Annotated in this window: 15 protein-coding genes, 1 rRNA gene, 1 other RNA gene and 1 pseudogene; 10 read left to right on the forward strand and 8 right to left on the reverse strand. The window is 33.1% G+C overall.

Annotated features, from left to right (window positions below):
- Together IWX84_RS04240 and IWX84_RS04245 are read right to left on the reverse strand one after the other, a co-directional pair.
- Positions 1-88: ribosomal RNA gene (locus IWX84_RS04240) — 16S ribosomal RNA — on the reverse strand; the annotation flags it as partial.
- Positions 89-1,122: 1,034 nt separating this feature from the next.
- Positions 1,123-1,797 (reverse strand): DUF4294 domain-containing protein, encoded by a 675-nt coding sequence (locus tag IWX84_RS04245; RefSeq protein ID WP_196849510.1) that lies wholly within the window; start codon positions 1,795-1,797, stop codon positions 1,123-1,125.
- Between the two features lie 84 nt (positions 1,798-1,881).
- Between IWX84_RS04245 and IWX84_RS04250 the strand changes: the two genes are divergently transcribed.
- The 7 genes and pseudogenes from IWX84_RS04250 (at position 1,882) to IWX84_RS04280 (ending at position 11,941) form a co-directional block, all read left to right on the forward strand.
- Positions 1,882-2,973, forward strand: a complete 1,092-nt coding sequence (locus tag IWX84_RS04250; RefSeq protein ID WP_196849511.1) for a M42 family metallopeptidase — start codon at positions 1,882-1,884, stop codon at positions 2,971-2,973.
- 129 nt (positions 2,974-3,102) lie between these two features.
- Entirely contained in the window at positions 3,103-3,783 is a 681-nt protein-coding gene (locus tag IWX84_RS04255) for a response regulator transcription factor (protein ID WP_196849512.1), read from the forward strand.
- Positions 3,780-5,141, forward strand: a complete 1,362-nt coding sequence (locus IWX84_RS04260; RefSeq protein ID WP_196849513.1) for a sensor histidine kinase — start codon at positions 3,780-3,782, stop codon at positions 5,139-5,141. Before IWX84_RS04255 ends, IWX84_RS04260 begins: the two co-directional genes overlap by 4 nt.
- Positions 5,142-5,530: 389 nt before the next feature.
- A complete protein-coding gene (locus IWX84_RS04265) occupies positions 5,531-6,610 on the forward strand; it encodes an efflux RND transporter periplasmic adaptor subunit (RefSeq protein ID WP_196849514.1) in 1,080 nt (359 codons plus the stop codon).
- A gap of 31 nt (positions 6,611-6,641) precedes the next feature.
- Positions 6,642-9,851, forward strand: coding sequence for an efflux RND transporter permease subunit (locus IWX84_RS04270; RefSeq protein WP_196849515.1), 3,210 nt, complete (start codon positions 6,642-6,644; stop codon positions 9,849-9,851).
- A gap of 18 nt (positions 9,852-9,869) precedes the next feature.
- Positions 9,870-11,303: a TolC family protein gene (locus tag IWX84_RS04275; protein ID WP_196849516.1), complete on the forward strand. Its 1,434-nt coding sequence runs from the start codon at positions 9,870-9,872 to the stop codon at positions 11,301-11,303.
- A 176-nt stretch (positions 11,304-11,479) separates the two neighbouring features.
- Positions 11,480-11,941, forward strand: a pseudogene (locus IWX84_RS04280) (DUF1801 domain-containing protein).
- 304 nt (positions 11,942-12,245) lie between these two features.
- Here IWX84_RS04280 and IWX84_RS04285 read toward each other — a convergent pair.
- Positions 12,246-13,865 (reverse strand): ABC-F family ATP-binding cassette domain-containing protein, encoded by a 1,620-nt coding sequence (locus IWX84_RS04285; protein WP_196849517.1) that lies wholly within the window; start codon positions 13,863-13,865, stop codon positions 12,246-12,248.
- Positions 13,866-14,124: 259 nt separating this feature from the next.
- On the opposite strand from IWX84_RS04285, the gene IWX84_RS04290 reads away from it, so the two are divergent.
- Positions 14,125-15,057, forward strand: coding sequence for a WG repeat-containing protein (locus tag IWX84_RS04290; protein ID WP_196849518.1), 933 nt, complete (start codon positions 14,125-14,127; stop codon positions 15,055-15,057).
- Between the two features lie 23 nt (positions 15,058-15,080).
- Here IWX84_RS04290 and IWX84_RS04295 read toward each other — a convergent pair whose 3' ends face one another.
- Both IWX84_RS04295 and nagB read right to left on the reverse strand, forming a co-directional pair.
- Entirely contained in the window at positions 15,081-17,105 is a 2,025-nt protein-coding gene (locus tag IWX84_RS04295; protein ID WP_196849519.1) for a beta-N-acetylhexosaminidase, read from the reverse strand.
- A 31-nt stretch (positions 17,106-17,136) separates the two neighbouring features.
- A complete protein-coding gene (gene nagB / locus IWX84_RS04300; protein WP_231385412.1) occupies positions 17,137-19,071 on the reverse strand; it encodes a glucosamine-6-phosphate deaminase in 1,935 nt (644 codons plus the stop codon).
- Positions 19,072-19,491: 420 nt separating this feature from the next.
- On the opposite strand from nagB, the gene IWX84_RS04305 reads away from it, so the two are divergent.
- The gene (locus IWX84_RS04305; protein WP_196849521.1) at positions 19,492-21,153 is read left to right on the forward strand and encodes an MFS transporter; all 1,662 of its coding nucleotides are present in this window, start codon (positions 19,492-19,494) and stop codon (positions 21,151-21,153) included.
- Positions 21,154-21,314: 161 nt separating this feature from the next.
- On the opposite strand, the gene fsa is transcribed toward IWX84_RS04305, so the two are convergent.
- The 3 genes from fsa to ffs form a co-directional block, all read right to left on the reverse strand.
- Positions 21,315-21,971 (reverse strand): fructose-6-phosphate aldolase, encoded by a 657-nt coding sequence (fsa, locus tag IWX84_RS04310; protein WP_196849522.1) that lies wholly within the window; start codon positions 21,969-21,971, stop codon positions 21,315-21,317.
- A gap of 144 nt (positions 21,972-22,115) precedes the next feature.
- Positions 22,116-22,919 carry an SDR family oxidoreductase gene (locus tag IWX84_RS04315; RefSeq protein WP_196849523.1) on the reverse strand — a complete coding sequence of 268 codons (804 nt, stop codon included), beginning with the start codon at positions 22,917-22,919 and terminating at the stop codon, positions 22,116-22,118.
- 165 nt (positions 22,920-23,084) lie between these two features.
- An RNA gene (ffs, locus tag IWX84_RS04320) (signal recognition particle sRNA small type) lies at positions 23,085-23,182 on the reverse strand.
- Positions 23,183-23,270: 88 nt separating this feature from the next.
- Between ffs and IWX84_RS04325 the strand changes: the two genes are divergently transcribed.
- Complete coding sequence (locus IWX84_RS04325) at positions 23,271-24,320, forward strand: glutaminyl-peptide cyclotransferase (protein ID WP_196849524.1); 1,050 nt, start codon at positions 23,271-23,273, stop codon at positions 24,318-24,320.
- Position 24,321: the final 1 nt, after the last annotated feature.

A 24,321-nucleotide genomic window follows, 5' to 3' on the forward strand; every position in this document is an offset into this window, starting at 1 on the left:
CTAATTCCGAAGAACTATACCCCTCGACTTGCATGTGTTAAGCCTGCCGCTAGCGTTCATCCTGAGCCAGGATCAAACTCTTCATCGTATATTGTTTGCTTAATAAATTAAGCTATTGTTATTTGACTGAAGTTCTAGTGGTTTTTTCAAATCTTTCAATTCTATTACTCTCTTATTATTGTTTTAAGATCTCTCTTAAAACGGCTGTCAATTCAATATGTCTAGGAACGTGTTCTTCTTGTTTAAACCGAATTTATTTCAGTTTCTTTGCCTTGATTAAAACTAATTAAAGTGTCTCTCAAAGCGGGTGCAAAAGTGCAACTTCTTTTCTAATCTCGCAAGAAAAATTTAAAGTTTTTTTTGAAGATTTAAATCCTCAATTTCTTTATCTTTTCTTACCAGTCTTTCAAGGAACTTTGCATGTTTTGCGGAGTGCAAAAGTAATAAGCAAAATCAAATCTCACAAGCTTTTTTTCATTTATTTTTAGAAATGATTTCTAATCCTAAACCCTATACTCACTTGACAATCTTTTAATGAACTTATTAGCTGTCGCGGGTGCAAAACTACACTCTTTATTGCGTTATTCAAGCTTTTTTAAACCTTTTTTTTGATGTTTTCTTAACGTTTGCTTTAACTCGCTGAAAACGTGAATTTTGAAAGTATTTTTTTTTGATCTACTTCCGATCCTGAATCGTCGGGATGGGACTCACCCACGAAAAAGGTTGACTTTATCAGCAAAAACCGTGTTTGTCATTATATATAGGTAGTAAAAGTACAGTCCTATATATAAGGTAACAAATGAATACTAGTCAATGAGGTCTCTCTTTTCGAAGTGACAAAGTCCGCGGTATGTTGTACTAGGTTAAAAAAGGAAAGTAAAACCGACAAGAAAATGGAATGAAATAGCCCTAGCTGTTAGAAATTTTTCCTATATAAAAATAACAAAGTCGCTGATTCGTTGCCCGCGTTAGGGATAGCAGCGAAAAGCACGCAGAAAAGTGGAGGGAAACGCAACTTTATGAGGACTTGTAGTGAATAGCCCGACCGTTTATAAAAAAGAGGCTATTACCTTTATTGATAATAGCCTCTTTTTTATAAAGGGAAACGCCCAAATGAAAGTTTTAATTTGTTTTTTGCACTTTGGACAACCACGAATCCGTAAGGTTGTCATAATCTACTGGAGTTGCTGGATTTTGATTTTGTAATCGTCCAGATTCAAACCCTCTTACCAGTATGGTTTCGATCAAATAATCTTCGTTAACATCGTACGGAGCATATTTAGTTTTCAAGTTGATGTCAAACATACTCGCTGCCGTGTTAGACCAAAAAGCTTTCCAACCGCTTTTGAGATTTTTAACGAGATCGTAAGTCGTTGTCCCTGTTTGACGATGAATTAACTTTACAAGTATTTGGCCTTGCTTACGCGATAGCTTTTTGAGTTTAGATTCAAATTCATTACTAAGGTAATCTTCTACTATCTTGAAATATTTCTTTTTTTCCCTATTCGTTTTAAGTGCTGCCATTCCTTTATTAAGAATAGTCAATCGTTCCGATGCCAGTTTTGCATAAGGATACGTTTTATATACTCGGTTTTGAAGGATTAAAAATTGCTTTTTTGCTTCGGGATCGAGTTTCTCTTTAAAGACTACTAATTCTGGTAATTGTATGGTGTCATTAAGTATGGTATCGCTTTCAGTCAATACATAGCCCATTTTGGTCGTATCTTTTTGGGTAACTTGTGCATTGACATATATTGTAGTAAAAAGAAAAAATAAGAAAAGTTTAATCATCTTCATTAGTAGGAAAATTTAATTGCCAAAATTATACAATATATACACAACTGTAATGCCAAATTTATAATTTAGCAAAAAAATAATTTTATGAGTTCTAAATCAATATTAAAAAAGTCGTCACTTGAATTTTTAGAAAACTATCTTAATAATGCTTCGCCTACTGGTTATGAAAGTGATGGGCAAAAATTATGGATGGATTATTTGAAACCTTACGTTGATACTTTTATAACGGACACTTACGGTACTGCTGTAGGAATTATAAATCCAAATGCTCCATATAAGGTAGTAATTGAAGGTCATGCAGATGAAATTTCCTGGTATGTGAATTATATTACTGATGACGGTTTAATCTATGTCATTAGAAACGGAGGTTCTGATCACCAAATTGCTCCTTCAAAACGAGTAAATATTCACACTAAAAACGGAATTGTAAAAGGTGTTTTTGGCTGGCCCGCTATTCACACTCGAAATAGAAAGAAAGATGAGGAAGTGGCTAAAGTTGAGAATCTATTCATTGATATTGGCTGTGAAACTAAGGAACAAGTCGATAAAATGGGTGTCCATGTGGGCTGCGTGATTACCTATCCTGATGAATTTATGATTTTGAACGAAAACAAATTTGTTTGTCGCGCTATCGATAACCGTATGGGTGGGTTTATGATTGCCGAAGTAGCTCGTTTGTTACACGAAAACAAGATAAAACTTCCTTTCGGGTTGTACATTACTAATTCTGTTCAGGAAGAAGTTGGTCTTCGTGGTGCCGAAATGATCACCAAAACAATTAAACCAAATGTTGCTATTGTCACGGATGTATGTCATGACTCGACTACTCCAATGATTGACAAGAAAATTGAAGGAGATACAAAAATAGGAAAAGGTCCTGTCGTGACTTACGCGCCTGCGGTTCAAAATAATTTGAGAGAACTAATTCTTGAAACTGCTATGGCTAAAGAAATTCCATTCCAGCGATTGGCTTCCTCTCGTGTTACGGGAACTGACACAGACGCTTTTGCGTATAGCAATGGCGGAGTTGCATCAGCATTAATCTCTTTGCCACTGCGTTACATGCATACAACGGTTGAAATGGTCCACCGTGACGATGTTGAAAATGTAATTAAACTTATTTATGAAACTTTATTGAAGTTAGAAAACGAAGAAACTTTTTCTTATTTTAAATAATATCCTCACCGCAACCTTCTCCGAAGTAAAGGGAGAAGAAAGTGATGAAAAATTGATACTACAATACTCTGACAGGTTTCAAAAACCTGTCAGTTTTATAAAAGTCACAATTTCAAAAATCTAATTCTTATGAAAATTTTATTACTTGAAGACGATTTTACTTTATCGAAAGAAATTGGGACTTTTTTTGCTTCAAAAGCTTTCGCATGCACTCCTTATTATGATGGTTTGTTATTGCTCAAAAAATACAAACCTAACGAATACGATTTAATCATCCTTGATATTAATGTTCCCGGGAAAAACGGAATCGAAGTTTGCAAAACCATTCGCGAATTAGACAAAAAAACTCCTATCATAATGCTTACCGCCTTCAGCGAAATTGAAGATAAACTGATTTCTTTTGAAAATGGAGCCGATGACTATTTGGTAAAACCCTTTCATTTTGAAGAATTATTTGCCAGAGTAAATTCGCTTTTGCGAAGAAAGGAAACGCCTCAACAAGCTAAGGAAAAAATTGTGATTCAGGATTTAGAAATTTTTGAAACCGAAATGAAAGTTTTTCGGTCTGAAGTAGAAATAAAATTAACACCCAAAGAGTTTAAATTGTTATTGACATTAGCGAATGCAAACGGAAATGTACTTTCAAAACAGTTTATAGCCGAAAAATTGTGGGACTATCATATAGAAACGAACCAAAATACAATAGAAGTTTACATTAATTTTTTAAGAAAAAAAATAGACAAAGACCATCCGGTAAAACTAATCCATACAAAAATTGGGTACGGATATTATTTAAAAGAAACCGAATGACTTTAAAAAATCGAATATCACTTTTAGTAAGTTTGCTTTTTACAGTCTTATTTGGCTTGGCTTCTGCGTTTATTTTTGTCTTGTATTCTAATTTTAGAAAACAGGAATTTAACGATCGCTTGGAAATAAAAGCGCTGTCGACCATCAAATTATTGGCAAATGTTAAAGACGTCGATTACAAAATAATGAGATTGATAGATAAAAATTCTACTAATGAATTGTATAACGAAAAGAAACTGATCTTTGATTCAAACTTCAAATTAATATACAGTAGTGTTGATGGTACTAAAATTAACTGGTCGGTGGCCGATTTAAAATTTCTAAAAAAGAATAAAACATTTTTCAAAAAACAAGGCTCGAATGAATTATTTGGTGTTTTCTTTGATACCAATGCCAAAGATTATTATGTCTTAATTTCTGCAAATGATAGTTATGGTAAAAGGAAATTAGTGTATCTAGAATATATTCTTATCCTATCATACTTGCTTTTTACTGCAATTTGTTGGGTTTTGACGTCTTTCACCGTCAAAAAAACAATGAAACCTTTAAGTTCCTTTTATCAAAAAATTAAAAAAATAAACGAGAATAATCTCGACACCAGAGTTGAGGCAAAAAGCAATAAAAACGAAATCGATTTGATTGCCACTGAATTTAATTTTATGATGGACCGAATTGAAGTCTCTTATCAAAAACAAAAAGAATTTACCGCCCATGCTTCGCATGAATTGCGAACTCCATTATCCAGAATCACTTCCCAAATAGAAAATAAAATTGGTGGAAATGAAATTGACTCCAATTCGAAAAACTTCTTAAACATTATACTGAATGATGTTAATCAACTGACTGAAGTGATTACTTCTTTATTGATTTTATCTAAATTAGATAACAAAAAATACGAGAATAAAGAAACTCACCGACTTGATGAAATCCTATTTACGGCTATTGAAAAATTGAATAAAATATTTCCTGATTTTATCATTCTTTTTGAAATGGAAGAAAGCGAAAACTTAGATTCTCTACTTGAAATTCGCGGTAACAAAAAATTATTGGAAATAGCTTTTAGCAATATTTTAAAAAATGCTTTTGTTTACTCCGATAACAAACAAGCAAAAGTGAAAATTAGCTGTTTGGCACAGAACCTCATTATTTCCGTTTCAAATACTGGAAATACATTGGATGAAAAAGAACAAAAAAATCTCTTTCAGCCTTTTATGCGCGGAAAAAATTCAAACGGAACTTCTGGATTTGGTCTTGGTTTGCGAATCGTACAACGCATTCTTACGCTTCATAAAGCAAAAATAGTTTATAGTGTTCCTTCTAAAAACACTAATTTATTCCAACTCCTATTTCATATCTAGATCGTAAGTTTTTGTATCGATTCAAAATTGATGGATTTACATTCCTTTAATGTGCCATCAAACTTTGTTGTGCATATATCTTAATCTGAGCTTACCTCCTATTATCATTAAACTCCTTCCATTTTTAAGGTCTTTTTAAGGTCAATTTTAAGGCTTCTTAAAGCCTGTGAATAGCATCTTTGTATCCAATAAAAAACAAATGCAATGGAAAAAATATTGGGATTATCACTGATTCTATTTGAGAATCAAATTATTACTTCACAAAACACTCTCATAATTTAAAGTCACCTTCTCACTATTTAGACTTTGATTTAAAGTTCTAACTAAATTTTAAGCAGATTGTGTTCTTAGGAATTTCAATCTAAAATCATTTATTAAAAAATAAAACCATGAATAAAATTGTAATCCTTCTTAGCATCTGTGCGGTAATGAATTTAGCAAGCTGTAAATCTGACAAGAAAGAAGTTGTAGAAATATCTGAATTTACTGTTACAAAACCAGTTGTAAAAGACACCACTTTTACAAAAGAATACATTGCACAAATACAATCTTTACAAAATGTAGAGATAAGAGCTCAAGAAAAAGGGTACCTGGAAAACTTATATGTTGATGAAGGCAGATCAGTAAAGTCTGGGCAATTGTTGTTTAGCATTATGCCAAAATTATATCAAGCAGAATATTCAAAAGCAAAAGCCGATGCTAAAATAGTCCAGATTGAATATCAAAACACTAAAACCTTAGCCGATAAAAACATCGTTTCTAAATCGGAATTAGCAATGGCTAAAGCCAAATTAGAAGAAGCCAATGCCGATGTAGTCACGGCTGAAACACATCTTTCATTCACAAAAATTAAAGCACCTTTTGATGGAACCATTGATAGAATTCAATTTAAAAAAGGGAGTTTGATTGATGAAGGAACCATTTTGACAAAAATTTCAAATAATAGAGAAATCTACGCCTATTTTAATATGTCGGAAGTGGAGTATTTAGATTATAAATCCAGAGCCAAAAACGATATAAATAATAAAGCAGGCTTGTTACTATCCAACGGTGAAAAACATAAATATCAAGGTCAAATTGAAACGATTGAAAGTGAATTTGACAACAACACTGGAAACATTGCTTTTAGAGCAAAGTTCCCAAATCCTGAATTACTATTAAAAAATGGTGAAACAGGAAAAGTACAATTGGTAGTTCCAATTCATGACGCTTTGATGATACCTCAAAAAGCTACTTTTGAAATTCAAGATAAAATATATGTTTACGTTGTTGATCAAAACAATAATGTCAAATCAAGAAATATTATTATAAAACAGCGATTATCAAATATATACATTATACAATCTGGACTTTCTAAAAATGATAAAATCCTTATGGATGGAATTCAAACTGTAAAAGAAAATGAGAAAATTAAACCTAAGTTGGTCCCTTCTGAACAGATTTTTAATCATTTAGAATTAATCAAATAATAGCGATTTTTAATCATTCAAAACAAGTATTATGTTTAATAAATTTATACAAAGACCAGTACTGTCTATTGTTATTTCGCTTATAATTGTATTTTTAGGTATTTTAGCTTTAATACAATTGCCCATTACGCAGTTTCCTTCTATCTCACCTCCAAAAGTAAATATTACTGCCGATTATCCTGGTGCAAATGGAGAATTGATGATTAAATCGGTAGTGATTCCTTTGGAAAGAGCAATAAATGGAATTCCAGGAATGAAATACATTGCCTCTGATGCAGGTAATGATGGAGAAGCTTCGATACAGGTGGTTTTTGAATTGGGAACGGACCCAAATATTGCTGCGGTTAACGTTCAGAATCGTGTTGCAGCCGTTGTGAACAAGCTTCCTCCAATTGTTGTTCGTGAAGGGGTAAAAATTACACGCGAAGAATCTAATATGTTGCTGTACATCAATATATACAGTAAAGATCCAAATTTGGATGTGAATTTCCTTTATAATTTTGCCGATATCAATTTACTCTCAGAGTTAAAACGTGTTCAAGGAGTTGGAGACGCAGATGTTCTTGGAGACAGAGAATATTCGATGAGAGTTTGGTTGAAACCAGATAGAATGTTTGCTTACAAAATTTCTTCTGATGAAGTAATGAAAGCATTGGATGATCAAAGTTTTGAAGCATCACCTGGAAGATTAGGTGAAAGCTCAGGAAAGAAATCCCAAGCATTTGAATATGTTTTAAAATATCCTGGTCGCTATACCACAAAAGAGCAATATGAAAATATTGTTCTTAAATCAAACCCAAATGGAGAATTGCTTCGTTTGAAGGACGTAGCCGATGTTGAATTTGGAAATGCCTACTACAATTTATATTCAAAATTAAATGGAAAACCATCTGCTGCAATTGTAATCAAACAATCTTACGGAAGTAATGCCAGTGAGGTTATTAAGAATGTAAAAAAGAAATTAGAAGAAATAAAGGGAACTTCATTTCCTAAAGGGATGGATTACGAAATTGGATATGACGTTTCTAAATTTTTGGATGCTTCAATCGAAAAAGTAATACACACATTGATTGAAGCGTTCTTGTTGGTTTCCTTAGTGGTATTTATTTTCTTGGGCGATTGGCGTTCTACTTTAATTCCTGCTATTGCTGTTCCAGTATCCTTAATTGGAACCTTCTTTTTCATGCAGTTATTTGGAATTACGCTTAACTTAATTACGCTATTCGCATTAGTATTGGCAATTGGTATTGTGGTAGATGATGCGATAGTCGTCGTCGAGGCCGTTCACGCAAAAATGGAGGAGTTCCATGTAAATGCACTTGAAGCTACTAAACTAGCCATGAAAGATATTGGAGGAGCAATTATTGCGATTACCTTAGTTATGGCCGCAGTGTTCATTCCAGTTTCGTTTATGTCGGGTCCTGTTGGAATTTTTTACAGACAGTTTTCGGTAACCATGGCTACGGCAATTATTCTGTCTGGTATTGTTGCACTTACTTTTACACCTGCTTTATGTGCTATGATGTTGAAAAACACACATGGAGTTCCTAAGAAAGACAATATATTGAATCGATTATTGGCAAAATTTAATAACTGGTTTAATGGTTTGCAAGGAAGATACCAAAAACTGGTTAGTCTTATTGTAAACAGAAGAGTGGTAACAATGTTGGTCCTTTTAGCGTTTTGCTTAGGAACTTGGTCATTAAGTTCTAGTGTGCCTTCTGGATTTATACCTAATGAGGATCAAGGACTTTTTTATGCTGTTATTCAAACACCTCCAGGTTCAACACTTGAAAGAACGGATCAAGTTGCCGACCAATTGCAAAAAATTGCTTCTGGAATGGAAGGAATAAAATCGATTTCTTCCATGTCAGGTTATGAAATATTGTCTGAAGGTACAGGTTCTAATACGGGAAGTTGTCTTGTGAATCTTAAGAGTTGGGATGAAAGAAAACAGACTTCTCAACAGATAATGGATGAATTGGAAGAAAAAGCCAAAAATATAAAAGGCGCAACTATTGAGTTTTTTCCTCCTCCTGCTGTTCCTGGTTATGGTGCTGCTGGTGGATTTGAACTACGCGTTTTAGATAAAGCTGGTAGTGGAGACTATAAAAAAATGGAAACGGTCACTAGGAACTTTGTAAAAGAACTAACTAAAAGACCTGAACTTTCTTCTGTTTTTAGTTTTTATAGTGCCAGTTTCCCTCAATATATGTTGAAAGTTGATAATGATAAAGCAAAACAAAAAGGAGTTTCTATAGCAGATGCAATGGATAATCTTTCCACTCTTATTGGAAGTAATTACGAAATCAATTTTATTAAATACGACAGACAATATAAAGTGATGGTACAAGCTTTGCCACAATACAGAGCAATGCCAGATGATATTTTAAAGCTTTACACCAAAAATGATCAAGGTGAAATGGTACCTTATGGAGCATTCATGAGTATTGAAAAAGTTTTTGGTCTATCTGAAATCACCAGACACAATCTATATAACGCATCCGAAATAAGTGGTGGTCCGGCAGCTGGATATAGTAGTGGAACCGCACTTAAAACGGTTGAAGAAGTTGCAGCCAAAACACTACCTAAAGGATTTGGAGTAGAATGGGCAGGTATTTCAATAGATGAATCTCGACAAGGAAATCAAGCGCTTTATATATTTTTAATTTCACTCATATTTGTCTATTTGGTGCTATCAGCGCAATACGAAAGCTTCATGCTACCGTTGCCGATACTGCTTTCGTTACCTGTTGGGATTTTCGGAGCCTTCTTTCTACTTAAAGTATTGGGCTTAGAAAATAACATCTATGCACAAATTGCGATGGTGATGTTGATTGGTATTTTGGGGAAAAATGCCGTATTAATTGTAGAGTTCGCAGTACAACGGCATGCCGCAGGGAGGACCGCTATGCAGGCTGCGATTGAAGGAGCGACAGCACGTCTTCGTCCAATTTTAATGACCTCTTTTGCTTTTATTGCTGGATTGATTCCGTTAGTTTTTGCATCTGGTCCTGGAGCAGTAGGTAATCGAACTATTGGAGCAGCGGCTGCAGGAGGAATGTTATTTGGAACGATATTCGGTGTAATAATTATCCCTGGATTGTATTACATTTTTGCGAAAATTTCTGAAAAACATATTCTCATAGAAAATGAAGAAGAAGAAACGTTAACAGAAATTTTTAGAAAATCACTGAAAGGCATATTTTCGAAAAAAAAGAATAAGAAGAACAAGCTTTAAACGAAGAAATCGAATAAAATGAAGGAATTAAAAAAAAGTAAGAAAATAGGTTTCATAATATTATTGGGAACTTTTGCAAGTTGTAAAATGCTTGCTCCAGTTCACTATATCGAAACACCGCAAATACCGCTGGCGTACATGGATTCTAAAGACACCATTAACTCAGGAGCTATAAAATGGAAAGCGTTTTTTCCTGATAAAAATTTACAAAGTTTAATCGATACCGCTCTAACGAAAAACATCGACTTACAAATGACTTTGCAAGACATAGCAATTGCAAGTAATAATGTTCGTGCAAAAAAAGGGCTGTTATTTCCTAGTGTTACCGGTGGTATAGCTGTTGGTACTGAAAAAGTGGGGCGCTATACCAGCCAAGGTGCAGGAGATGCTTCGGCTGAAATTACTTCAGGCCAAATCGTGCCGGAACATTTAAATGATTTTTCCATTGGCATACATGCCAGTTGGGAAGTTGATATATGGAAAAAGCTTAGAAACTCAAAAAAAGCAGCAGTTTCAAGATACTTATCGACTATCGAAGGCAAAAACTTTGTAGTTACCAACTTGATTGCCGAAATTTCGAATTCTTATTATGAGTTACTTTCATTAGACAATCAATTGGATGTTATAAAAGAGACCATTCAGTTACAGAAAAATGCTTTAGGGATTGTAAAAGTTCAAAAAGAAGCGGCTAGAGTAAGTGAATTAGCTGTAAAAAAATATGAAGCTGAAGTATTGAATTCAGAATCTTTAGAATTTGATATCCAACAACAAATAAAAGAAACCGAAAATAAAATCAATTTTCTTTTAGGACGTTATCCACAAGTAATTGTTAGAGATAAAACTATTTTTGAAAGTCAGGTTCCACAGCAAATAAAATCTGGAATTCCATCTCAATTGTTAGCAAATCGTCCTGATATTAAACAAGCTGAATTAGAGTTATTCGCATCTAAATGTGATGTAAAAGTGGCTCAAGCCGAATTTTACCCCTCGTTTAATATTTCAGGTGGGCTGGGATTTCAAGCATTTAAACCGTCATTTCTTTTTACAGCTCCTGAATCAATTGCGTATTCGTTACTTGGAGAATTAACAGCTCCATTAATAAATAGAAATGGTATAAAAGCCGAATTTAATAAAGCTAAAGCGTATCAGATACAAGCAATGTACAACTATCAAAAAACAATTTTGAATGGCTATATTGAAGTGTCTAATGAATTATCTAATATTAAAAACTTAGAGCAATTGTACAATTTAAAAAACAAAGAAGTTCAAGCATTAAATAGTTCTATCGCGATTTCTAATGACCTATTTAGGTCATCCAAAGTAGATTATTTTGAAGTTTTAATGACACAACGAGACGCTCTTTCTTCGAAATTAGAATTAATAGAAGCTAAAGAACGACAATTTAAATCGGTAATAAATGTTTATCGAGCATTAGGCGGCGAATGGAATTAATCGTTTTTAGAGAGAAAAAAAGGCTTTTCAACAGACTAAAAAAAATTGTTAATTGTTAGGTTAGAAAAAAGGCATCCTTATTTATTTAATGGTGCCTTTTTGATTTTTTATATTTCATACACTCGATAATATAATTAGGAATCTTTTTTTACTAATTTTACAACAAACGATCTAAAATGCAATCGAAGGTAAAAAATATTGAAGCCTATTTAAAAGAGATTCCATTGGAAAGACAGGAAGTTTTTACCAAAATTAGAGCAACTATACAAGAAAATATTCCGAAAGGTTTTGTTGAACAAATGAGTTACGGAATGATTGGATATGTAGTTCCTCAAACCACTTACCCCGATGGCTATCATTGCAATCCAAAATTACCATTGCCATTTGTTAACATTGCTTCTCAGAAAAATTATATTGCCATTTATCACATGGGAATTTACGGAAATCCAAAACTATGAGAATGGTTTGTTGCTGAATATCCAAAACATAGTAAACAAAAATTAGACATGGGTAAAGGCTGCATTCGGTTTAAAAAAATGGACCAAATACCATTTGAATTAATTGGAGAACTCATGCAAAAAATAACAGTTGAAGGTTGGATATATTATTACGAATCCCACTTTAAAAAATCTAAATAATAGTTAACCATCATTTTAAAACCATTCACGTACTTAAAAAATTAAGAGAATTATTACTATTATTTTTTAGTTTTAATATCATTTACGGGTTGTTCCGTAATCGAAGGTATATTTAAAGCTGTTGTTGGTGTTGGTATATTTATCGTGGTAGCAATAATAGCCATAAATATACTAATCATAAGGAAAGTTTTCGATAAGAAATAATTTGAAATTAATTACAATTTGATTGTATTTAGCAATTTAACTAAATCAAAAAACTCCCGCAATTGCGAGAGTTTTTATTTTTTATATACTTTTTTACTTTTTAAACAGTGTACATCTTCGTTCTTAATTCTTGAACTTTTTCATCATCAAGATAATCATCAAAAGTCATATATCTATCAATTGCTCCATTTGGCGTTAATTCAATAACACGATTAGCAACCGTTTGAGAGAATTCATGATCATGAGTGGTAAAAATCACAGATCCTTTGAAGTTTTTCAAGGAATTATTGAACGCAGTGATAGACTCTAAATCCAAGTGATTTGTTGGTTCATTAAGCATCAAAACATTGGCTCGTTCCATCATCATTCTTGACAACATACAACGTACCTTTTCTCCTCCAGATAAAACTCGACATGTTTTCAAAGCTTCCTCACCTGAGAAAATCATTTTACCAAGGAAACTACGAATATTAACCTCGTCACGTTCTTCCTCCGTTTTTACCCATTGACGCAACCAATCCACAAGAGAATAATCGCTCTCAAAAAAAGAATGATTTTCTACTGGTAAATACGCTTGGTTTGTAGTAACTCCCCAATCAAAAGTACCTGAATCCGCTTTTTGATTGCCATTTAAAATTTCGTAGAAAGCAGTTGTTGCACGCGAATCTTTTGAGAAAAGGACAATTTTGTCGCCTTTGGCCATATTCAAATCAACCCCTTTAAACAAAATATCCCCATCTATTGAAGCACTTAGATTTTGTACATTCAAAATTTGATCTCCTGCTTCACGCTCTTGATCAAAGATAATCGCTGGATAACGACGGCTTGATGGTTTTATATCAGAAATATTCAACTTACTAATCATTTTTTTACGAGAAGTAGCTTGTTTTGATTTGGCCACATTCGCACTAAAACGACGTATAAATTCTTCTAATTCCTGTTTCTTTTCTTCGGCTTTTTTGTTTTGTTGTGCGCGTTGTTTTGCTGCTAATTGGCTTGATTCATACCAAAAAGTGTAATTACCTGAATAATGGTTTATTTTACTAAAATCAATATCCGAAATATGGGTACAAACTGAATCTAAAAAGTGTCTATCGTGAGAAACTACAATTACTGTATTTTCATAGTTTGCCAAGAAATTCTCCAACCATGCGATGGTTTCAAAATCCAAATCATTGGTAGGCTCATCCATAATAAGTAAATCTGGATTCCCAAAAAGTGCTTGTGCCAAAAGGACACGAACTTTTATTTTACCCTCAAGATCTCCCATTAAAGTATAATGATGTTCTTCTGAAATTCCAAGATTTGACAACATCGATGCGGCATCTGAGTCAGCATTCCAACCGTTCATTTCTTCAAATTGAACTTGCAACTCCCCTATTCTATCTGCATTTTTATCATTGTAATCTAAATACAAAGCATCCATTTCTTTTTTGATGGCATACAATGTTTTATTTCCCATCATTACGGTCTCAAGAACTGTGCTTTCGTCAAACATATTGTGGTTTTGATTCAAAACCGACATACGTTTTCCTGGTTCCAAATGAATATGTCCCGATGTAGGATCCATTTCACCTGCAATTATTTTAAGAAAAGTAGATTTTCCAGCACCGTTGGCTCCGATAACTCCGTATATATTACCGTGTGTGAAGGTAGTATTTACTTCATCAAACAAAATTCGTTTGCCAAACTGAACTGATAAATTATTAACTGTTAACATAAATATTTTTTATAGAAATTTTTGCAAAAGTACAAAAAAATACACAGATGTAAACTAAATAGCAATGTAGTTATACTTGCATTTTCTTTTTATATTCAACTTAAATTTTTAAAAAGTTGATTTTGTTTTTTTAGTTTAATAATAGTTACTCCAATTTTAATATCTTTAAATAAATTATATCTTATAAAAAACTATTTTTTTAACGCTAACAAATAGAAAAACATCAACAGATTGAACCAAATAACTCAATTGATTTAATATGAATAAAAAATGTACTTTCTTATTGCTTTTTATTTCTCATCTAACTTTTTCACAATCGGAAAAATTATTTTTTTATGTAGAAAAGGATAGTTTAATAGGAGTTAGAAATCAAAATCGTAAAATAATTATATACCCAAAACCAACTTGGAATTCGCCATCCTACTACAATAACCGCGAAATAAAATCAGCACTCTTTAACTTAGATTTTAAAGACAAACCTTATTGTTATTATGACAGAAACGGTAAATTAATATTTAAAACTTTTATGACTTCTGAAGGACCTGATACCTTTCAGGAGGGTTATATACGTTACAGTGAAAATAATAAAAGTGGGTTAATCAGCGATAAAGGCCAAAAAATAACAACTGCTAAATACGACTGGGTATCTCCTATAAAATTTGGTTTTGCCTCATTTTGTAATGGCTGTTATTTTGATACCACCGAAGACGAAGAACATTCTCCATTGATAGGTGGAATTTGGGGCTTTGTAAATAAAAATGGAGTTGAAATAACACCATCTTCTGAAAGAAATCATCCAAAAGATTTTGAAACAAAAGACCACAGGTTCATTCCTTATCAATTTGAATATGATGAAAAAGAAAAGCATATTCTTGATTTTTTCGAAAATCGAAAAGACAAAATAGCCCAAATTAACGGCATTAATTGTAGCGAAAACATTCTATATTTTGAAATTGTTGGGCGTCCTTCCGAATTTGAATCTTTTTATAAAATAAAGACTTTTGAATTATGTGATTTTTACATAAATGCAGCTGATGAAAATTATGATGATTTCAAAAATTTTAAAGTTTCTGCAGATGGGAAAAAATTTTATGTTTTATACATTGATTTAGTTAATTACAAAGAGTATTCAGAATATGTTGAAAGAAAAATTCCAGTAGATAAATGGATTAAAAAAAATCTTAATAAATAGTACTACCTACAACCTCCGTATTATTACTTTAGCTTTTTTAAACTTGCATAAACTGCCACTTCAACATCGGCAGGGCTCCTAGAAGTAAATTGTTCTAATAAGCCATTCAGTATATCAGGATTGACTGTTTTTTTGTTTTCTAAAACTGATAAAAGTTGTTCAGATATATCACTTAGGTTTTTAGACAAAGGTAAAATTGGTTGAATCAATGGAGCATTTGCACTTAATTTAATTAAATCTGAATTCATAGTAATCCATTTTTTAAGAAAGTTAGTTACTAAAGTTTGATTTTCTGTATTTTTATTTTCTAAATAGTTGTTGACCGCTATATTAAAATCATACGCATCCGAAGCATCTGCCGTACAGGCATCAGCAAATAAAGTTAATGGAGAAAACATAAAGTATTTTTTTCCTCCTCCATTTCGCTTATAAACCTTCAATGGTTCACAAACATTAGAAAAATCTTCCAATGACTTTGTTTCTTGATTATTACAAATGTTTCTTAAAATTGCATCTTTACTTTTCAAATGCATGATTCCAAGTTCTTCCAATCTGAAGGATATGTTTTTCAATCTTTTATGTAAACTGCTCAAATCATTTATATTCTCATTACTCCATAATCTTTCGGCTATAGCTGCAGTCCTAGGCCAGATTCTGGAATCTATATTCAATGGAGTTACCAGTTCACTCCACATAGTTGCTTCTCCTCCTAATATCCTGTCCTTTTCCTCTGGAGTAAGAATTGTATTTTTAGGAATTGGATCATTTAAATAGTGACTATCTACACTAAGCATCAAATCAATATAAAATCCATTTGATAAAACGGTCTTAAAACCATTTTTTGCCGCATTAATCAATGAACTGCCAGAAGATTCACCTTCATTCACTCCTTTCCAAGAATGAATTATCGCATCTTTTGACATATCTTTTGTCATGATCTCTTCCCATCCCATTAATTCTTTATGATGCTTTTTTAACATGGGAATCAATTTCATCGTGAAATAGGATTGCAATTCATGATTCGTAGCCAATTTATTTTTCTTCTTAAATTCTTGTATTTTAGGATTTGCATCCCACTCTTTACCTTGATTTTCATCACCTCCAATGTGAAAATAGCTCCCGGGGAAAAGCGGGCTAACCTCGTCAAAAATATCACTTAACACTTGATATGTTTTTGGGTTTGTCGGATCTAATGTTGGCGTGTAAATCCCCGACCTTCTTCCAACTGTGTATGTAATCTCATCACTTGTTTTACTTCCAATTTCAGGAAAAACACTAAGCAATGCCGAGGCATGACCTGGTACATCGATTTCCGGCACAACAAGAATTCCTCTTTGATCCGCATATTTTACAATTGATTTAATTTCTTCTTGAGTATAATAATATCCATCCGAAGCTAATTCAGTTAGTTTTGGGTACTTTTTAATTTCGACTCTCCAACCTTGATCGTCTGCTAAATGCCAATGAAAAACATTCATTTTTACCGAAGCCATTGCGTCAAGATTTCTTTTGATAACGTCTATTGGTTGAAAATGTCTAGCTGCATCAATCATCAATCCTCTCCAGATAAATCGTGGCGAATCTGTGATGGTAGCGGTTGGGAAATAATAAGAAGTGCTGGTATTTTGCAACATTTGCAATAACGTCTCCAAAGCATGTAAAGCTCCCAAATCAGTATTGGCAGTAATCATTATTTTATTAGACTGAATGTCAATTTTATAACTTTCATCTTCATTTAATCCTACTTTTCCATTTTGAATACAATTTATTTGTAATTCTGCCGTAGGAACTTCATTGTTTTTGGTTACATAAGCCTGTTCCAGAAATAAACCTGTCCTTGCATCTAATCTTCGTAAAAAATTTGTTGTTCCTAGAAAAATTCGAGGATTTGGATTACCCGTAATATTTACTTTAAAATTTTTAGTTAAAGCAAAAGTGCCTTCTGTCAAATTTATATTTTGAGGCCAAGGCATTAAATCTAACTGTTCTTTTTTCATTTGCGCATTCGATACAAAAGCAATCAATAATAGGATTTGAATATATTTCATGTATTTTTTAATCTTTTTAAAATGTTGTTTTTTAATATTCAAAACGTTTAAAAGCCTCAATAGCCTCATATTCTGCTAATCCTAAATCATCATATAGTTTAGCAGTGTGCTTGTTTCGGTCCTCTGCCCTTACCCAAAATTCTCTCGAATCATTTCCTTGAAACATCACTCTGTCTTTTTGAGACTGATGGTACAAAATCGCATGTCTTTTCAATAATACTTCATCCGGACTTAATGGTACAGCCATGTCAATTTCGTGAATTTCCCATTCCAGCCAAGCCCCTCGATACAGCCATAACCAACAATCTTTCATGTACGCTTTCGATTTTAATTGTTTCATCGCTGCGAATATGGCATTGAGACATACTTCATGAGTTCCGTGTGGATCAGCTAAATCACCCGCTGCAAAAACCTGCTGTGGTTTTATTTTTTCTATAATTGCAGCAACAATTGCTATGTCCTCCGAACTTATTGGGTTTTTCTTAATTTGTCCTGTTTCATAAAAAGGCATATCCAGAAAATGAATATTCGCCTCTTTTAAACCAATATATCTGGTTGCAGCATAGGATTCCCATCTTCTTATCAATCCTTTCAATTTACGGACTTCAACAGAATCAATTTCATTTTCTGATTTGTTATTTAAGAAATCAATAACCGCCACGAAATTAATTTTACTATTATCATCGCCGACGAAATCGTTACAAACTTCAGCAAATTTTAGTGCCTCGTCATCAGTTACGGCAATGTTTCCTGAGGTTTGATACACCACGTGAACATCATGTCCTTGTTTTATTAATTTCGAAAAAGTTCCGCCCATAGAAATCACATCGTCATCTGGATGTGGACTAAAAAGAATAACTCTTTTTTTAGCCGGATTAGCTCTCTCCGGTCTATTAGAATCATCTGTATTGGGTTTTCCACCTGGCCATCCAGTAATGGTATGTTGCAGCACATTGAACATGTTAATATTCAAATCGTAAGCAGAACCTTCTTGTGCCAAAAGATCAGACATTCCATTATTATTGTAATCTCTATCCGTTAATTTCAATATCGACTGACTTGTATTTTGGCTTAGCCAAACAATGGCTTTGCTTTTTAATTCTTGTGTCCAAATGCATTCTCCAACCAACCACGGTGTTTTAAACCTCGTTAACTCTGATGCTGCTGATTGGTCTAAAACGAACGTGACATTGGTCTGATTTTGCAAAAAAGTAGCCGGAACCTCAGAGCTTACACCTCCCTGAATTGTTCTTTTTATAATATCCGCCTTATTTTGGCCCCAAGCCATCAAAACAATTCTTTTGGATTGCAAGATTGTAGAAACGCCCATAGTAATTGCTCTTTTAGGAACATTATCAATACCATTAAAGTCAGATGAAGCATCTACTCTTGTAATATGATCCAAAGTAATGATTCGGGTACCTGAATTAATATGAGAACCTGGCTCATTAAATCCTACGTGACCCGTGCGCCCGATTCCCAATAATTGAAAATCAATCCCGCCCGCATTTTTTATTTTTAGCTCATAATCAATACAATATTTATTTAAGTCAACAATTGAAACAGTTCCATCGGGAATATTGATGTTTTCTGGTTTAATGTCAATATGATTAAAGAGATGTTGATGCATAAAATAATGATAGCTCTGATTATTCTTTTTTGTCATTGGAAAATATTCATCCAAATTGAAGGTGATTACATTACTAAAACTAAGCCCTTCCTCTTTATGCATGCGCACTAATTCTTCATACACTTTTATTGGAGACGAACCAGTTGCTAATCCTAAAACGCACTGTTTATCTTTCTTTTGTTTCGATTTTATTAATTCAGCAATTTCTTGTGCAACAACTATCGAAGCTTCTGTCGAGTTTTTGAAAATCTCATTATGAATTTTTTCAAATCTCGTTTCTTCAAATTTACCTGCACTTTTATAACTAATGTCTGATTTAATTTCTAGGGCACTCATCAACTGTTTTTTTTTAAAATACTAATTTATAAAGATATGCTTTTTTTAAAATGGTATAGGGAAATAAAAGTACCGACTATTTCTTAAACTTATATTAAGCCGCTGACAACATTTCGTTGGCGACGAGAATTTTTTTAAAGGGAACACAATATAAAATACTTACATAGGCGCGACAAAGTTTAATAGATTCTCCTAAAGATTTAAAAAGTGAAATCTAAGCATAAATACTTTACAAATAATTCGGTTAAAATAAGAAAAAGTCTAAAAAACTTCCCTTTTGCTGCTAATTAATGTATATTATATAATTCTCACAAAAATTATTCTATTTTATTTTTTTTTAATTTACTTAACAAATATATTTACGCTCTTGTAATCTTTTTTTTAAAGAATAATTAACTAAAAACTAAACTATTTATAATTATGAATACAGAACAAACGAAGTCGAATAATTCGGCACTTTATACACTCATAACCGTATTTTTCTTTTGGGGATTTATTGGAGCATCAAACGGAGTTTTCATCCCATTTTGTAAGGCTAAATTTGGTTTAGACCAATTTCAAAGTCAACTTATCGATTTTGCTTTTTATGGAGCGTATTATATTGGAGCTTTACTATTATTTATTTTCAGCAGTTTAGCCAAAAAAGATATTCTAAATGGTTGGGGCTTCAAAAAAGGAATCATCAACGGTTTGTTAATCAGTACTTTTGGAGCTATTTTAATGATTTTGGCCGTATCTCAAGGTAGTTATTTATTCATTTTAGGCGCATTATTCATTGTTGCTTTAGGTTTTTCTTTGCAACAGACTTCTGCACAACCATTCGCAGCTTCTTTAGGAGAACCTCATACTGCGTCGAATAGATTGAATCTTGCTGGTGGAATCAATTCACTTGGAACTACAATAGGACCAATAGTTGTTTCATTTGCGTTATTCGGAGTTATTTCTGGGGTCAGCATTGAAGAATTTGCTCAAAAAGAAGATTCTTTAGACTCCATGAGAGTATTATATGTATTTGTAGGAGGTTTATTTTTAATGGCTGCAGCTTTATTCTATTTTTCAAAAAAATTACCTTCTGGGAAAAGTGATTCTACATTTGAACCTGCCAGCAAAGCAATGAAAACGCTAATAGCAATTACAGTAATTTTAGTAGCAATATTTGCTTACATATTCTCTCGTTATGAAGATCCTGAGTTTATTACTCGTTTTATAGATAATAAAGAAAAGGATTATTTGGGTTTAGGATTAACTGTTGCAACATTATTAATTGTTGTTATCGGGTTACTATTCGCTAATACTACGGCACAAAAAAATCCTGAAGGATGGGGAGCAATGAAATATCCACAATTAGTTTTGGGAATGTTAGCGCTCTTTACTTATGTAGGAGTTGAAGTAACCATTGGTAGTAATCTTGGTTCATTATTAGAAACTGATGCTTTTGGTAAAATTGTGGGTCCTGCATTAGCACCTTATATGTCAATGTACTGGGGAAGTTTAATGATTGGTCGTTGGGCAGGAGCAATTTCTGTTTTCAACCCATCATCACAACTAAAGAAAATTTTACTTATTGTGGTTCCTTACGTAGCTTTTGGAGTAGTTTTAGCTGCTAATGCGATTTCTGGACAAGATGTAACGCCATTATACGGTTATGCATTCATAATCTTATTTCAAATTGCAGGTTTCTTTTTAGGAAAAGATCATCCATCAAGAACATTAATGATTTTCGGTTTAATGGGAATGGCAGCAATGCTTATTGGTTTGTTCACTACTGGAACAACTGCTATTTATGCCTTTATGAGTGGCGGATTGTTTTTAAGTATCATGTGGCCGTCAATTTTCTCTTTGGCAATCGCTGGTTTAGGAAAATATACTTCTCAAGGTTCAGCATTTTTAGTAATGATGATTTTGGGTGGTGGAATTATCCCACCATTACAAGGAAAAATATCTGATATCATTGGAATTCACGATTCTTATTTTATTCCAGTTTTATGTTTTGCCTTTATAGCATTCTACGGATGGAAAGTGATTGCAATATTAGAAAAACAAGGAATTGCAAATGAAGTAGAAGTTGGTGGAGCTCACTAAACTATCATTTAAATTATAATACCTAACCAAAAAACCAAACCAACAAAAAAACTCCCATTCACCTAGGTGAATGGGAGTTTTTGTTTATACCGAAATCTCAAATCAGAAATCGTTGCCCGAGCCTGAAAGGCGAACTGGCGAAGCAATATGCAATCTTAAATCTATTTATTACCTTTTTCGAAATCAGCAACAAACTGAGCCAATCCAATATCTGTCAATGGGTGTTTCAATAAACCGTAAATTGCAGAAAGTGGTCCAGTCATAACATCAGCACCAATCTTAGCACAATTTACAATGTGCATCGTGTGACGAACTGAAGCCGCAAGAATTTGAGTTTCATACCCGTAGTTATCATAAATCAATCTGATTTCTTCAATCAAAGCTAATCCATCAGTAGAAACATCATCCAAACGACCAATAAACGGAGAAACATAAGTAGCTCCCGCTTTTGCAGCCAATAAAGCCTGTCCAGCCGAGAATACTAAAGTCACATTTGTTTTTATTCCTTTATCCGAGAAATATTTAGCAGCCATAACACCTTCTTTAGTCATAGGCAATTTTACCACGATTTGATCGTGCAAATCAGCTAATTCTTCTCCCTCTTTAATCATTCCGTCGTAATCCAAAGCATTCACTTCAGCACTTACATCACCATCAACAAGATTACAAATATCTACATAATGCTTCAAAATACTGTTTTTACCAGTAATTCCTTCTTTTGCCATCAATGTTGGATTTGTAGTCACTCCATCCAAAACGCCTAATGCCTGTGCTTCCTTAATTTGAGCTAAATTAGCCGTGTCAATAAAAAATTTCATAATATATAATTTAATTGTGTGTTTTATAATTTGGGCGTGACCTGCTGAAAAAGCCGGTCAGGCTCTTCGCTACAATCTTTTACTTTTTAAAGAAAAATGTAAAAGGATTTCCACTTCGATCCTTCACGCAAATTCGGTGCAAAATTACAACTTATAATGATTCATTAGCATTTTTTCGTACACTTTGTCAGGCAAGATTCTTTTCAAGACAATCGAGAACTTTTGCATAAACGCCCCTACTTTATAATGAATGTCTGGTTCGGTAGTTTGAATAATCTTATACACCGCTTCGGCCATTTCATTTGGATTACTGCCACTATCTACATGTTCATCCATCATTTTTAGGGTATTGCCATAAGGAATTTCATAAGCAGAACCTTTAATTAAAGGAGCGTGAAAACGTCCCGAAGCAATATTGGTGGCAAAATCTCCCGGTGCAACATTAGTAATTTGGATCCCAAATGACTTTACTTCCATTCGCAAAGCTTCTGTAATTATTTCAAGAGCTCCTTTTGAAGCCGAATAAATACTTCGATACGGTAAACCCATATATCCGGCAATAGAAGTAACATTAATAATTAATCCTGATTTTTGCGCACGCATTTGTGGCAACACTGCTTTCATCACTTCAATTGGTCCAAAGAAATTGGTCTCAAAATTATTTTTGATTTCGTGCATTGGAATTTCTTCCAATGCTCCGGTAATTCCAACTCCTGCATTGTTAATAACAATATCCAGTTTTCCTGAAATCGAAATTATTTTAGCTACAGCCGCATGAATTGAATCTGTATCACGAACATCTACAGCTACTAAAGGAAAAACCGAATTTAATACCCGTTCCGGATTTCGGCTAGTACCATAAACAACAAAGCCTTTGTGATGCAAAAATTCACCAATGGATTTCCCTATTCCCGATGAACCTCCTGTAATTAGAACTACTTTACTCATTGATTTTTGTTTGAGGTTAAAAGTTTTATACCCTTTAAAAATGAGTAGCATTAAATACTCAACTCTTTTTTCGAAAGGTCCAAAAATAAAAAAATCCTCCCGAAGGAAGACTACTTTTGTACGAAATAATTCAAAAAAAAATCTCCCGAAGTGGAAGATTAAAAAAAATGGCAAGCGACCTACATCGCATCGCTCAACCGCTTACCCTTGCTATGTTCCCATCCTGGGGGAGTCTGCAGGAGCAGATCGTGTAGGACTTGCCGGTGCAAATATACAATACTTTTTATATTTTTGCAATACCTTTGCACCTATAAAATAACGTTGTATATTGTCTTATTAAAATTTTAAACCATGAAAAATTATAACTTCCTATCTATCATTTTATTAGGAATTACGCTAGCAAGTTGCAGCGATACAAAAAAAGGAGAAAATTCTATATTTACCATCGATAATAGTACTTTCAAGGCACAATATCAGCCTCAAGAGTCGTTGAAGTTGGCGATTTTAAACCCAAATGAGAAGGCCGTTGACAGTATTATATACTATGTAAATGATAAAAAAATCGCATCAAAAAAAGGTCTTGACAAATTGACTTTTGAATTAAAAGACCAAAAATTAGGGTACCAAAACCTAAAAGCCTTAGTTTATTTTGGAGGAGAAAATTCTGAAGCAACAGCTAGAATCGAATTGGTTTCTAATGTTCAGCCTAAATTATTGAAGTACAAAATTGTAAATACACATCCGCACGATATAGCCAGTTTTACCGAAGGATTAGAATTTTACAAAGACACCTTATATGAAAGCACAGGATTAAACGGGAAATCATTTTTCAGAAAATACGATTATAAAACGGGTAAAGTATATAAACAAGTTAATCTCGATTCTAAATATTTTGGAGAAGGAATCACTTTTATAAACGACAAAATGTATCAACTGACTTGGCAAGAAAAAACAGGTTTCATCTATAATGCAAAAACATTAAAACTAGAAAAAACATTTGCTTACGATAAAGATATTGAAGGTTGGGGAATGACAAATGATGGTGAATACATTTATCAAACTGATAAAACGGAGAAAATTTGGAAAATGGATCCGAATACTCAAAAAATGATTGACTACATCAATGTGTACTCCGGAGATTCTAAAGTAAAAGCCGTGAATGAATTAGAATGGATTAACGGTAAGATTTACACTAATGTTTGGCAAAAAGATGCGATTGCAGTTGTGAATCCTAACAATGGTGCAGTTGAAGGAATTCTTGACATGTCAGGCTTGAGAAAATTAGTCAATGTAACTCCTGAAGATTATTTAAACGGAATTGCTTATAACCCAAAAACCAAAACCATTTTTGTTACTGGTAAAAACTGGAATAAAATGTTTGAAATCACCGTTTCGGAATAAT

It is taken from the genome of Flavobacterium sp. CG_9.10, from assembly GCF_015752245.1.
Classification (GTDB): domain Bacteria; phylum Bacteroidota; class Bacteroidia; order Flavobacteriales; family Flavobacteriaceae; genus Flavobacterium.

Excerpts from the sequence above, each read along its gene's own strand:
- IWX84_RS04325 (WP_196849524.1), top strand. The coding sequence starts at position 23,271 with ATGAAAAATTATAACTTCCTATCTATCATTTTATTAGGAATTACGCTA.
- IWX84_RS04275 (WP_196849516.1), top strand. The coding sequence starts at position 9,870 with ATGAAGGAATTAAAAAAAAGTAAGAAAATAGGTTTCATAATATTATTG.
- nagB (WP_231385412.1), bottom strand. The coding sequence starts at position 19,071 with ATGAGTGCCCTAGAAATTAAATCAGACATTAGTTATAAAAGTGCAGGT.
- IWX84_RS04315 (WP_196849523.1), bottom strand. The coding sequence starts at position 22,919 with ATGAGTAAAGTAGTTCTAATTACAGGAGGTTCATCGGGAATAGGGAAA.
- IWX84_RS04290 (WP_196849518.1), top strand. The coding sequence starts at position 14,125 with ATGAATAAAAAATGTACTTTCTTATTGCTTTTTATTTCTCATCTAACT.
- IWX84_RS04250 (WP_196849511.1), top strand. The coding sequence starts at position 1,882 with ATGAGTTCTAAATCAATATTAAAAAAGTCGTCACTTGAATTTTTAGAA.
- IWX84_RS04270 (WP_196849515.1), top strand. The coding sequence starts at position 6,642 with ATGTTTAATAAATTTATACAAAGACCAGTACTGTCTATTGTTATTTCG.
- fsa (WP_196849522.1), bottom strand. The coding sequence starts at position 21,971 with ATGAAATTTTTTATTGACACGGCTAATTTAGCTCAAATTAAGGAAGCA.
- IWX84_RS04295 (WP_196849519.1), bottom strand. The coding sequence starts at position 17,105 with ATGAAATATATTCAAATCCTATTATTGATTGCTTTTGTATCGAATGCG.
- IWX84_RS04285 (WP_196849517.1), bottom strand. The coding sequence starts at position 13,865 with ATGTTAACAGTTAATAATTTATCAGTTCAGTTTGGCAAACGAATTTTG.
- IWX84_RS04255 (WP_196849512.1), top strand. The coding sequence starts at position 3,103 with ATGAAAATTTTATTACTTGAAGACGATTTTACTTTATCGAAAGAAATT.
- IWX84_RS04260 (WP_196849513.1), top strand. The coding sequence starts at position 3,780 with ATGACTTTAAAAAATCGAATATCACTTTTAGTAAGTTTGCTTTTTACA.
- IWX84_RS04245 (WP_196849510.1), bottom strand. The coding sequence starts at position 1,797 with ATGAAGATGATTAAACTTTTCTTATTTTTTCTTTTTACTACAATATAT.
- IWX84_RS04305 (WP_196849521.1), top strand. The coding sequence starts at position 19,492 with ATGAATACAGAACAAACGAAGTCGAATAATTCGGCACTTTATACACTC.
- IWX84_RS04265 (WP_196849514.1), top strand. The coding sequence starts at position 5,531 with ATGAATAAAATTGTAATCCTTCTTAGCATCTGTGCGGTAATGAATTTA.